Annotated in this window: 10 protein-coding genes; 8 read left to right on the top strand and 2 right to left on the bottom strand. The window is 44.4% G+C overall.

The window, feature by feature from the left end; translation table 11 throughout:
- Positions 1 to 19: 19 nt before the first annotated feature.
- The gene (locus AC3AQ9_RS15555; protein ID WP_488308404.1) at positions 20 to 1,429 is read right to left on the bottom strand and encodes a sigma-54 interaction domain-containing protein; all 1,410 of its coding nucleotides are present in this window, start codon (positions 1,427 to 1,429) and stop codon (positions 20 to 22) included.
- A 212-nt stretch (positions 1,430 to 1,641) separates the two neighbouring features.
- Between AC3AQ9_RS15555 and AC3AQ9_RS15560 the strand changes: the two genes are divergently transcribed.
- From AC3AQ9_RS15560 to rpoN, 4 genes are all read left to right on the top strand, one after another.
- Complete coding sequence (locus tag AC3AQ9_RS15560; protein WP_488308405.1) at positions 1,642 to 2,973, top strand: aminotransferase family protein; 1,332 nt, start codon at positions 1,642 to 1,644, stop codon at positions 2,971 to 2,973.
- A 13-nt stretch (positions 2,974 to 2,986) separates the two neighbouring features.
- Positions 2,987 to 4,435 (top strand): aldehyde dehydrogenase family protein, encoded by a 1,449-nt coding sequence (locus AC3AQ9_RS15565; protein WP_488308406.1) that lies wholly within the window; start codon positions 2,987 to 2,989, stop codon positions 4,433 to 4,435.
- Between the two features lie 15 nt (positions 4,436 to 4,450).
- Complete coding sequence (gene ald, locus AC3AQ9_RS15570) at positions 4,451 to 5,584, top strand: alanine dehydrogenase (RefSeq protein ID WP_488308407.1); 1,134 nt, start codon at positions 4,451 to 4,453, stop codon at positions 5,582 to 5,584.
- 724 nt (positions 5,585 to 6,308) lie between these two features.
- Positions 6,309 to 7,658 (top strand): RNA polymerase factor sigma-54, encoded by a 1,350-nt coding sequence (gene rpoN / locus AC3AQ9_RS15575; protein WP_488308408.1) that lies wholly within the window; start codon positions 6,309 to 6,311, stop codon positions 7,656 to 7,658.
- Between the two features lie 94 nt (positions 7,659 to 7,752).
- On the opposite strand, the gene AC3AQ9_RS15580 is transcribed toward rpoN, so the two are convergent.
- Positions 7,753 to 9,549: a sigma 54-interacting transcriptional regulator gene (locus AC3AQ9_RS15580; RefSeq protein WP_488308409.1), complete on the bottom strand. Its 1,797-nt coding sequence runs from the start codon at positions 9,547 to 9,549 to the stop codon at positions 7,753 to 7,755.
- Between the two features lie 170 nt (positions 9,550 to 9,719).
- Between AC3AQ9_RS15580 and AC3AQ9_RS15585 the strand changes: the two genes are divergently transcribed.
- The 4 genes from AC3AQ9_RS15585 to AC3AQ9_RS15600 all read left to right on the top strand — a co-directional run bounded on the left by AC3AQ9_RS15585 (position 9,720) and on the right by AC3AQ9_RS15600 (position 12,961).
- On the top strand, positions 9,720 to 9,923 hold the full coding sequence (locus tag AC3AQ9_RS15585; protein WP_488308410.1) for a hypothetical protein: 204 nt from the start codon (positions 9,720 to 9,722) through the stop codon (positions 9,921 to 9,923).
- Positions 9,924 to 9,991: 68 nt separating this feature from the next.
- On the top strand, positions 9,992 to 11,437 hold the full coding sequence (locus AC3AQ9_RS15590) for a purine-cytosine permease family protein (protein ID WP_488308411.1): 1,446 nt from the start codon (positions 9,992 to 9,994) through the stop codon (positions 11,435 to 11,437).
- A 1-nt stretch (position 11,438) separates the two neighbouring features.
- Positions 11,439 to 12,431: a heme-dependent oxidative N-demethylase family protein gene (locus AC3AQ9_RS15595; protein WP_488308412.1), complete on the top strand. Its 993-nt coding sequence runs from the start codon at positions 11,439 to 11,441 to the stop codon at positions 12,429 to 12,431.
- Between the two features lie 14 nt (positions 12,432 to 12,445).
- Positions 12,446 to 12,961 carry a hypothetical protein gene (locus AC3AQ9_RS15600; protein WP_488308413.1) on the top strand — a complete coding sequence of 172 codons (516 nt, stop codon included), beginning with the start codon at positions 12,446 to 12,448 and terminating at the stop codon, positions 12,959 to 12,961.
- The last annotated feature ends 3 nt before the right edge of the window (positions 12,962 to 12,964 follow it).

Consider the following 12,964-nt stretch of genomic DNA (forward strand, 5'->3'; position numbering starts at 1 on the left):
CAGGCTTCTTTATGTTGTATTACCCTTTTCGGACAATAGAATACTGTTTCAGCTTCCGGACAACAGAGGGCTGGCTGATGCCAAGGTACTCAGCCATTTCATATGTCGTTTTGCAGCGTTCCGCCGCTCTATAGAGCAAAGCTTTTTCGGTTTTTTCAATAGTGGTTTTCCAATCTGCTTCGTTAAGGATGCCGTATCCGACTTCCGAAACCGGACGAACTTCAGCGGGAAGAGGGGTACTTCTTAAATTGACGGGCAAATGCTCTGGATGGATGGTTTCTTCGTCAGCTGTCAGTATGACGCGTTCTATGACATTTTCTAATTCACGCACATTTCCCGGCCAATTGTATTGAGTCAGTATATCGTACGTCACAGCATGAAGTTTTTTGGACATGCTGTATTTTTCGTTGATTGTCTGCACATAATGCTGGACTAGAATAGGGATGTCTTCTCTTCTTTCCTTTAATGGCGGAATCTGAAGCGGGATGATATTGATGCGATAAAACAAGTCCAGCCGAAATGCCTCTTTGTCGACCATCTCTTCGATATTTTTGTTCGTTGCTGTGATTAACCGGAAATCGACCCTTCTTTCTTTTTTTCCTCCGATCCGCATCACCTTTTTTTCTTGCAGCACACGCAACAGTTTCGCTTGTACCGCTAAAGGCAGTTCTCCGATTTCATCTAAAAAGAGGGTTCCTTGCTCAGCCTGCTCGATCAATCCTTGCTTGCCTTGTTTATTGGCACCGGTAAACGAGCCGGATTCATAGCCGAACATTTCCGATTCAAATAATGTTTCAGGAATCGTGCTGCAGTCCACTTCTATGAAAGGTTCGTTTTTTCGGTTGCTTTGAGCATGCAGCATGCGGGCGAATGTGCTTTTTCCTACGCCTGAAGGTCCAAGCAATAGGACAGAGGCATCTGTTTTAGAGACCCTGTAAATCGTTCTCACAATTTGTTCAATAGAAGAACTTCGATACAAGATGCCGTGGTAGTCCGGTTCTTTTCCTCTCAGTTCCTCTACTTCGTTTTGATAGCTGACCAGCTTCTTTTCCAAGTCTTTGTATTGGTCCTGCAAATTGAATATTTCGGTTTGGTCTTGACTATAGCTGATGGCCCGAATGATTTCACCGCTGCGGCTGAAAACAGGGAACCCGGTGGCCATGACCGTTCTCCCTGTTTTGGTCTTCTGCAGGATTTGAACCGGTTTCTTGCTTTCAAGCACCATCGCGTGAATGGAAGGGGATAAAATTCCTTCTTCTTGCAATTGATAAACGGATTTTCCGATATACTGGTCCGGTTCAATGCCATAAATAGACCAGTGATTCGGATTGGAACGCAAAATAATGCCGTCGTGATCTGTAATGGTGATGTTGTTATTTGATGTTTCGATAATTTTATTCAGCTCTATTTGCAATAAATCGGTATCCATCCAATCTCTCCTCTGTACTACTTAAGAAATGATTCAAAAGTAAATCAAATCTAATGAATAATCTAAATGTAAATCAAATATAACATTTTAATTCAGATATGAATTAAAAATCTGGAAATATTGTGGTTGTTTCAATGAAAAAGGGTTGGCACGGGACTTGCTATATAAATAATAAGCACAAAAATTATTGATATCAAAGGGAGATGTTATTAATGAATAAAGAAAACACAATCCAGGAATTAATGGAATTAGATAAAAAACACTTTTTACACCCTACTTCGCCAATCGGGCAGCAGCAAGAAAAAGGGCCTTCTTTCATCTTTACAGAAGGGCAAGGCATTTACTTAACTGACATGAGCGGAAAGAAATTGATCGATGGCATGTCGTCACTTTGGAATGTCAATATTGGCCATGGTCGCGAAGAAATCAGTGAAGTCGCTGCTGCGCAAATGAAGAAGCTGGCGTTCAGCTCTTGCTTTGCTACATTCAGCAATGAACCGGCAATCCGTTTAGCGGCAAAACTTGCAGAAATTGCGCCTGGAAACTTATCAGCGACGTTTTTCACTTCAGGCGGATCTGAAGCGAACGATACGGCCTATAAACTCGCGCGCCATTACTGGATACTGAAAGGACAGCCGAATCGCCAAAAAATCATTTCGCGCACGAAGTCCTACCATGGCGTTTCGATGGGAGCAACAAGTGCGACGGGATTAAAACCGTTCCGGGATTTCAACACGTCAATCGCACCTGACTTCCACTATGCTGAAAACTTCTCAACTGATTCTTTGCTGGAAGTCATTGAACGTGAAGGCGCACATACCATTGCCGCTTTTATCGCTGAACCGGTACAAGGTGCAGGCGGCGTCCACATTGTTCCTGAAGGATACTTCAAAGAAGTTCGCAGAATCTGCGATGAGCATGGCATTTTGTTCATCACTGATGAAGTGATTACTGGATTTGGACGTACAGGAACTTACTTTGGCATCGAACATTACGATGTGGTTCCGGACATGATGTGTTTTGCAAAAGGCGTTACAAGCGGTTATGCACAATTAGGCGGCGTGATGATCTCTGAGACTCTTCACAAAGAATTTACTGAGCTTTCGACTGGAACACTTTTACACGGCTACACATATAGCGGCCATGCAATGGCTTGTGCAGTCGCTTTGAAGAATATCGAAATCATTGAACAGGAAAATTTAATCGCCAATTCCAAGCAAATGGGTGAAGCCATGCTTGCAGGATTCAAAGAGCTTCAACAACGCCATGACATTATCGGAGAAGTGAGAGCTCTTGGTTTGATAGGGGCAATCGAAGTAGTCAAAGACAAACAGACAAACGAAAGATTTGAATCACCATTAGTGCCGCAGCTCGTTGCCGAGGCCGCTAATAGAGGCCTGATTTTCCGTTCGGTCGTATTTGATGGGCAAGATACACTAGTGTTCGCTCCACCGTTAGTCATCAGCCAAACAGAAGTGGACGCGATGGTTAACATCCTTGACGAAGTATTTACAGTGGTTGGCAAGAATCTCGTGAAAGTATAAGGAGGCGGAATATATGGCACAGACAGAAACGATTGCAGCGAAAAAACAATTATTTATCAATGGGGAATGGGTCGGGACAGAAACGTATAAACCTCTTTATTCACCTTATAGCAATGAAGAAATCGCTCAAGTTCCTTCGGCAACAGCAGAAGACGTCGATCAGGCAATCGATGCAGCATTTCAGGCAAATGGCATCATGGCACAAATGGCGGCACATGAACGCGCAGCAATTTTAGAGAACGTAGCGAGAATCTTTGAGGAACGTGCAGATGAAGCGGCCGCCATTATCGCCAGTGAAGCAGCCAAGCCAATCAAAACAGCGCAGGCAGAAGTGAGCCGGACGATTGCCACTTATAAATTTGCAGCCGAAGAAGCAAAACGCATTCACGGAGAGACCATCCCGATGGATGCTGCTCCAGGAGGGGAAAACCGAATCGCTTATACAGTCCGTGAACCGCTTGGTGTCATTGGTGCGATCACACCTTTCAACTTCCCGATGAACTTGGTTGCCCATAAAGTGGGTCCAGCAATCGCGTCTGGAAATACAGTCGTACTGAAACCTGCCGGACAAACTCCTTTGTCTTCCCTGTTTTTAGCGGAAGTGTTCAAAGCAGCCGGCTTGCCGGCTGGCGCGTTGAATGTCGTTACAGGCAGCGGGGCAGTAATCGGTGAAGTGCTTGTCAAAGATGACCGGGTAAAGAAAATTTCGTTTACCGGAAGCCCGGCAGTCGGCATCGGCATTCGCAACAAAGCCGGATTAAAACGGGTAACCTTGGAACTTGGCTCTAATGCAGCTGTCATTATTGACAGCGGAATCGATCTGGATAAAATTATTGCCCGCTGTGTGGCCGGTGCTTTTGCTTTTCAAGGCCAAGTTTGTATTTCACTGCAGCGTGCTTATGTCCACGAAGACTTATATGAAGAGTTCGTCGAAAAAATGGTCGCTGCTACCAACAAGCTGAAACTTGGCGATCCGCAAGATCCATCAACCGATGTCTCTGCATTGATCAGCCCGAAAGATGTGGAACGTGCGCTTGCCTGGATTGATGAAGCGAAACAAGGTGGAGCGAACATTGCGGCAGGTGGTGTGGCAGAAGGAAATATGCTGCGCCCGACCATTTTGACCGGTGTCGATGCCGAGCTGAAAGTTTCCTGCCAGGAAGTATTTGCGCCAATCATTGTCATCAACAAAGTCGCGTCCGTGCAAGAAGCAATCGACCAAGTCAATGATTCCCGCTACGGCTTACAGGCAGGGATTTATACAGAAAACATCCATACAGCGCTGATGGCGACGAAAAAGCTGCATGTCGGCGGCGTGATGGTGAATGATATTCCGACGTTCCGTGTCGATCACATGCCTTATGGTGGTGTGAAGGAAAGCGGAGTCGGGCGTGAAGGCGTGAAATATGCCATTGAAGAAATGACCGAACTCAAGCTCGTCGTGTTCAATCAAAATTATTAAATAGGAGTGAAAAAGATGATTATTGGAGTGCCAAAAGAAATTAAAAACAACGAAAACCGGGTAGGAATGACACCGGCAGGAGTAACTGCTTTTAAAAATAATGGCCATGAAGTCTGGATTCAAACAAACGCCGGATCAGGAAGTGGTTTCACTGACGAAGAATATCAAAACGCAGGGGCAAAAATTGTAGAAACAGCACAAGAGGCATGGTCAGCGGAAATGGTGGTCAAAGTTAAAGAACCGGTAGCTGAGGAATATCAGAATTTCCGCGAAGGGCAAATCCTTTATACGTACCTGCATTTGGCTCCGGAACCAGAACTGACCAAAGCGCTTATCGATAAGAAAGTGACGGCGATTGCTTATGAGACAATCCAGCTTGATAGCGGGGCACTTCCACTGTTAACGCCAATGAGCGAAGTGGCCGGGCGGATGTCTGTTCAAATCGGCGCACAATTCCTTGAGAATCCTAAAGGAGGCAGAGGTGTCCTTTTAGGCGGCGTTCCGGGTGTAGCGCCAGGCAACGTAGTCATCATCGGCGGGGGAATCGTTGGCACCAATGCTGCGAAAATGGCTATTGGCCTAGGAGCGAATGTAACGATTCTTGATGTCAATATTGACCGCCTCCGCCAACTGGATGACCAGTTCGGTGGAAGGCTGAAGACCTTGGCTTCCAACCCTTTTAACATTGCCAATGCAGTCAAAGAAGCTGACCTGCTTGTCGGCGCAGTTTTAATCCCAGGTTCTCGAGCGCCAATGCTCGTCACGGAAGAAATGGTGAAAACCATGCAGCCAGGAGCCGTTATTGTGGACGTGGCAATCGATCAAGGCGGTTCGATTGAAACGGTTGACCATATCACAACGCACAGTAATCCGACATATATCAAACATGGCGTTGTCCATTATTCCGTAGCAAATATGCCAGGAGCGGTAGCCCGCACATCAACAATGGCGCTGACGAATGTCACTATTCCATATGGCGTGCAGATTGCCAATAAAGGCTATAAACAAGCTGCATTAGCCAACAAAGCACTCGCAAAAGGCATCAACGTTGTCGATGGGAAAGTCACTTATAAAGCAGTAGCTGAAGCGCATGGCTATGAATATGTAGCAATTGAAGAAAACCTGAACGAAGCGGTAGCTGCACTTTAAGAGTAAATGAACTTCCGTGAAGCAAGCGTTCATGGCTGAAGCGCAATCATCGCTATAACTTAATCCAGGCAAATAAAAACAGATAATCCCTTTGCGGATTATCTGTTTTTCGGTTTTTTTAGAAAGTTACTTGTACTTCTTTCATTTCGCTGCAGGGCGGACGCTTTCCGCGGGCACGGCTTCAGCCGCTTCCTTCGCTGAGCTCAGTCCAGGGTCTTCAGCTCGCGCTGATTCCGCAGGAGTCGCCGCCTTCCGCTGCATTCAACTTTGTTTTATCACCTTTTGTGATTCTCTAAAACCGGTGATTGGTTGAAAAAGCTCTCTACTGTTTGTTCCTGCTCTTCAGATATGGAGCCAACCAGCGGAGACGCCTGCGGGAAAGCGAGACAGCCGAGACCCTGCAACGCCCTTTCATGTCTCGAAGCTAGCGCAGCGATGCAGAGACAGGAGCGCAGCGACGAAGCGGCTTGGCGCTCGCCCGCGGAAAGCGCAGCTGGTTGGCGGAATATCGGTTAAGTAAATACAACGATTTAAAGTTATGAAATAAATAGGAATGCTGTCAATATAAAGGTCAGCAATCAAAAAATCTTCATAATTAAGGTTTCTTCATCACCTTAACTGTTATAACAGAATGGATTTAAAACATATTTTTAATAAAGTGCAGTAAAAGTTGCGGATGTATATTATTATACTATTAATAATGTTTTAAAAGGTGGTAATGTTCATGCAGCTCGAAGTTAATATCAAACAAAGTTTAGCGTTGAAAATGACGCAGGAAATGCAACAATCGCTGCAGGTTCTCCAAATGTCGGCAGTGGAACTGCAAGCAAGCCTAGCAGAGAGAGTGTCGGAAAATCCTTTACTCAATATTGAATATCAAGACCATCAAGTGGACTTTAAAAAAATAGAGAAGATGGCTCTTCTGAAGAATCATTCAGGTTCAGCCACTTCGGTCAAACATATAAATGAGGATTATCTACATACCAAGAGACCGGTAAGCCAGGAAGCAGAGGATATAGAGAAATTCTTAGTGGAACAGATTCCTTCTAATGCTGATTTGAGTGACAGCGAAAGAAGAATTCTCCTTTTTTACATTAAAAATTTAGATGAATCAGGGTACTTGGATGTTTCCTTGGAGACTGCAGCCGACAAGTTCGGTGTGACGACCGAGACGGCGGAAAAAATCCTGCGGCTGCTTCACACATTTGAACCGGCTGGCATTGGCGCAAGAAACCTGAAAGAATGCCTGTTGATCCAGCTGGCAGAAACCCATTCAGAAACTTGTTTGCCTTATCGAATTGCAGCCCATCATCTCGATGACCTGGCACAAGGGGCCTTAAAGAAAATTGCGGGTTTGTGTAAAAAGTCTAAAGAAGAGGTGCAAGCTGCTGTCGATTTCATCAGAGCCCTTAACCCGAAGCCATTGCAGGATGTGGCTTATGGCGCAGTTGAGTATGTTATTCCGGATATCATAGTGGATGAAGTGGGGGATGAATTGGTTGTAAGCGTGAATAGAAAGCATATCCCTACAATATCAATCAATGAATATTATGCACACATGATGAAAGAATGCGATGATGAGACAAAAAAGTATTTAAAAACGAATTTAAAAGATGCCAGCATCTTGATCCAGGGACTGGAGCAAAGAGATCAAACACTTTACCGGCTGGCGAGGCTGCTTATAGAAATGCAGGCGAGTTTTTTCGAAAAAGGATTAGCCGCTTTAAAGCCCATGCGTCTAAAAGATGTTGCGGAACTGCTGGAAGTCCATGAATCCACAATCAGCCGAGCGGTCAACAGCAAATACATCCAAACACCATTCGGAGTCTTCAAGCTGCAAACGCTTTTTGCCAAAGGATTCCTGAACACGGAAGGACAAACAGAATCCACTTCCCAAATCAAAATGAGAATCAAAGAGATTATTGATTCGGAAGATAGCAGGAAACCCTATTCCGATCAAAAACTGGCCGCTATATTGAAAGAGGAGAATGTTCATATTTCCCGAAGAACAGTGGCGAAATACAGAGAAGAACTGTTGATCAGCAATTCAGCGAAGCGGGTACGCTACAGTTAAGGCAATGGATTATAAAAATATACATGAAAAGAAGGTGAAAGATTGATGGGGATATGCCCTCAATGCTTTTACCTTCTTTTTTTCTGCACAAAACTTAAAGTGTGATATTCAATTGCTTGCTGAGCCGCTGCAATTCGCTGTTGACGTATTCTTCACTATAATCAAAGCCGACCATGGCAATGACTTGGCCGAATTCATCGTAAAGCGGAGCGGCGCTGCTCTTCCACACCCCGTACTCATCTTCATATAAAGGCGTGACACCGCTTTTTCCTTTAAAGGCTTCATAAATTACTTTCATCATTTCGGGCGGCCCAATATACTCTTCGCCGGGTTCAATGACAAAGTCATCAGAGGCCGCTATATGAAGCACTTTTCCGTCCGGCTGCATCTGGAAAACATAGACCCATTTGATTCCGCCTTCTTGTTGATGGATTGCTGTAAACTTTTGCGCCAGCGGGGCTCGAAGCGTGGCGTTCGCCGTGTCTTTCATTGCATTTCGCACTTCTTCAGGAGAAATGGCCACAGCTGTAACAACGGTAATGGAGCGCAGTTGTTTGTTTAACTGCTCTTCCAAAATTCTGCGCTTACTTAGCAGATTGCCTCCGTTATTTTGCATATCCCTGATTTTCTTGTATTTCCGGCTCATGGTGGGTTGGCTGATGCCCAGGATATTCGACGCCAATTTGACCGACTTGTATTGTTCCATTGCCATGGTAATCAACTCTTCTTCCACCATCTCCACAGCTTCTTGAAGCGGCATCAACTGGCTGATCATGGGGCTGGTGGTCCGGGATGGGAATCTTGGTGGAATGATTTGTTCGATCAATGAACTCGTAATAACGGATGTATTGGATAGAACAATCAGACGGTCCACCATGTTTTCCAGCTCTCGAATATTGCCAGGCCAAGGCTGCAAACATAAATAATCAAGTGCATCAGGAGAAAAACTGATTTGTTTTTGATAACGCGTATTGAATTTCTGGATGAAGTGCTGAATCAGGGAAGGGATTTCTTCCACTCGGTCACGCAAAGGGGGAATCATTACCGGTACTACATTTAATCGGTAATATAAATCTTCCCGGAATTCTCCTTTTGCCACAGCTTCTTCAAGCGGCCTGTTGGTAGCCGCAATGACCTGGATATCTACTGGATACGACTGGCTGCTGCCGATAGGCGTAATGACCCGTTCTTCAAGTGCCCGTAAAATTTTCACTTGCAGTGACAGAGATAATTCACCGACTTCATCCAAAAACAGGATTCCGGTATGCGCTTGGCGGAATTTCCCTTCGACACCGCCTCTTTTAGCTCCCGTAAAAGCCCCGTCTACAAACCCGAATAATTCACTTTCCAATAAGTTCTCAGGAATCGCTCCGCAGTTTATGGAAACAAATGGTTTGTCAGCACGACTTCCTATTTGGTGAATCGTTTTTGCCGCCATTTCTTTTCCGACACCTGATTCGCCGAGCAAGAGGACCGTCACTCCGACTGCAGCAACTTTCTGCAATTTAAAAGCGACTTCCTGCATTGCTTGGCTGTTCACGATAAAAGACGAAGATTTGAAATCGACCGGTTCGGCTTTTTCTTTCTCTATATAGGAAGGCACCCGGTGTGTATAAGCAAAGTAGAAATGATTTTGATCCTTAAAGACCGTGGTCAGCACATCGAGCCCCATCCAAGTGGTTTGCCGGAAAACCTGTTTTTCTATTCCTGCTTCTAGTTGAGAATAAACCCCTTCCGTGAATAATTTGATTTCCAATTCGTTTATTGTTTTATATGAAGAAATGTTATCCGGAAAGGCAGCACCTTCACCGTCTGCAGAGCATATAGTGCCGTCCTTGGTGGCCACAATCAAGTAATCATAAATTTGAAGTAAGACAGATTTCCATTCCATTTGCATTGCTCCTATTCGAAATTTCAGAATTGAATTTATATTTCATTAATGAATGAAGTTACGGAAAACCATTCTTGTAAAGTGATAATTAAAGCGCTTTCATAGTTGGCACGCTTATTGCTATATAAATTAATATACATTTAATTATTTTATAAAATGGGAGGTTAATTATGAAAGAGAAGAGCAAGTACGAGCAAAACCTTCAATCTGATGACCCATTTATCCGAGGCATGTACGAAGACTTGGAACAAAGAATCCAAGTTTATGAAAACAGCGAAAACGACAAGACGGAACATACTCAGTGGAAAGATGCCACAGGAGTTATAGCGGTCATGAGCCTGATCACGGTCTTTTTAGTTGCCACAGTCATATAGAGTCTAGAATACCATGCAGAAAACGTTTTACCAATACTAGAAAATGACAGTTAAGAAGGAGGGGTTTTATGCCAAAGCAAACATCAGCTGTAACAAATGACGTGGCTTTCGGATTTTTGCCCACAGACAAAAAAGGGCGCATTTTCAATTTCGGGGATTTACTGCTTGTCCAAGTGGTCATTGGTTTATCAGCATTCGGGCTTCTGACCGGTGCTTATACAGGAAGCATGTTGGGGTCATCCGAATCCTTGGCAGCCACACTTTTTGGTAATGCCTTTCCGATGTTTTTGATCGCCCCCATTATTCTGTTCTTCGCCAGGTATGGGATTGATACATTTGTCGGCTTCCGCAGTTCTCTGGGCTATAAAGGCGCCTATGGATTTTTCTTCATCTTTTTGGTTCTAACTCTCGGTTATATTGCGATTGCTTTGTTTATGGCAGGGGAGGCTTTGGTTGAAGTTGCTGTCTGGCTGGGGATGCCGTCTTTCTTTGCCAGCCCAGGGACCGGAACACCATTTTTTGCCATATTCCTGTTTGCAGTGACGTTTATGATTACGGTGCGCGGCCCTGCAGCCATTCGGAAATTTAATCTTTTTGCAGTCCCGGCTTTCATTATTTTCCTGGTGGGGCTGATCGCGCTTATCTTGTTTGGCCAACATATTCCGGCCTTGAACTCGCTGCTTCCTGCGGAACCTTTTGAAACCAGTTCACGTTCACTTGCCATCGCCCTTGAAATCAATATCGGTTTAGGATTCTCGTGGCTGCCTTATTTAGGCCAATACAGCAGGCTTGCTAAAAATGAAAAGCACGCTTTTAAAGCTGGTTTCTATAGCTATGGTGTCATCGTTTCGTTGGCATCGATTGTCGCTGCTTTTTCAACATTGATCGCAGGTTCACTGGCACCGGCAAGCTGGATGATGCCAATCGCAGGTCCATACGCCGGATTTATCGGTTTGGTAATGCTGACGGTAGCCAATGTAGGTGCAGCGATTTTCCTTATGTATTCGCAAGCTGTCAGCTTTAAAGCTTTGTTTCCGAAAAAGACATGGCTGTTTTCAATGGGCACGACGATTCCTGCGGTATTCCTATTATTAAGCGCTACTTTCTATAACGCTTTCGGGTCTTTCATAGCGGTCATTTCTTTTATCATGGCAAGCCTTGGCGGAATTATTATCGCCGACTACTTCTTTGTTAAAAAGCAAAAAATTTCTTTAAGGCATCTTTACGATACAGAAGGTGCGTATACGTATTGGAAAGGGGTAAACCCATCCGCACTTGTCGCGATTGCAGTCAGTGTCCTGGTTTACTGGGGATTATACAATCCGCTTACATTCAACTCGAGCAATTTGTTTTTATACATGTCAGCAGGGATTCCAACCTATTTTGCGGCATTGATTTCGTATTACGTGTCCGCTAAATATATTTTCAAATATGAAGTTGATCAAGTTAATAGTCCCGTCATTGTAAAACCTAAAGAAACAGCAAATACCTTAATCTCGAAAGGGGAAATTTAATATGTTTACACAAAGCATGGATTTTAAAACTACTGATTTATCGACGTTTCCGTTTCCTTTTACTTCAGGAAACTACCGCTATTCGAATGACCTGAAAAAACTGCAAAATATAAATTGCGTGGAAATCACCCCAGAGTATGAATTACAGATCCAAGCCAAAAGACGTCTTTTGGATGAACAGCCGGATGTTCGTTTCCAATCTTTCCCGCACACGCATGAAATGCAATGGGAAGTGCTGGAAATGCTTGTGGATATGGCAGTGAGCCGTTACCCGCAGCATTTCGAAGTGACGAAGGACGGCTCCAACTGGACGTTCAAAAACAATATCTTGGGAGAAGAAGAATCTTTTGTTTTTGGTGACTCCAGCACATTGGAGCTAGAGCCTTTGGATTATATCGGACGCCATTTCCATAACGATTTTGTTTTGATGGTGCATCGCGACGACAATTATTATTTGGAAGTTGGACAAGTGTCTTACGCCGCTTTGTTTTCAGCTCATTGGAACAAAGGGATGTCTTTCAATGAAATTCACGGTCCTGTTCCATTTGTGTCACGTAAAGGCGATCAACTGGCTGATCGGGTCCGCCAATTCTTGCATTCGATTGAAGCGGGAGAACCTTGGACACGCATCAACTGGAACTTAATGGCCAACCGCTGGGATGTTAACTACGAAACAATGGACGTTTGGGCACCGGAGAGAAGTCTGATCACGGCTGAAAATGCCGGAAAACTGGTCCGCCTTCGTGTAGAAGAGCAGAAGTTCTACCGGATGCCAAGAAGCAATGCGATTTTGTTTGTTTTGAATACGCAGTTCTTGCCGATGGAGGACTTGAAATTGCGTCAGGAATGGTTTGATCTAACTTATAGCGTCTTGCAGGATATTCCAGAACCAATGGCAGAGTACAAAGGAATTGCACCTTACTTGCCGCAAACGGTTGAATATTTGCGCAGAGAAGATGAAAAAATGAAAGCAAATCAAGAAAGCCGAGCATAAAGGAGAGGATTTTTATGTACAGCCGTCCGGTATTATTTGATCAATCCCCTACATTAGCCGATGAATTTTCATTGTTGCAAGGGCGAACAAAAATTGCGGTGTTGTTTGATGAAAGCGGCAAATGGCAAGCAGAAGCTTTGTTGGAAAAAGCGGGGAATGTTCCTGCAACCGCGCTTCTGGTTTCAGAAAGCACTTCCAGCCAGACGATCAGTGAATTCGTAGCATCTCAAAAAATGGGAACCCAATTATGCATTATCGCCAATTGGGATACGGCTTACCGGATTTTTTCTGCTGCTGTGGACGAAGGAGCCTCAGAACAGGAAATCCAAACACTCATTATCGGTCAAAAAAAGCGTTTTATATACTGCATGAAGTGTTTTAGCACTTCTGAAATTCCAAGCAACGAGTCAGCTGTGCAATGCCAGTGCAGCGCTCACTTGGAAGTCGGGCCATTCTTTTCCAAGCTAAGAAAAGGTTATATTGGTTATCCATTTATACCTGTTGAACAGCGACAAACAGTGGGGAGTTGATAG

The sequence above is a fragment of the Planococcus sp. VCh962 genome, from assembly GCF_057748275.1.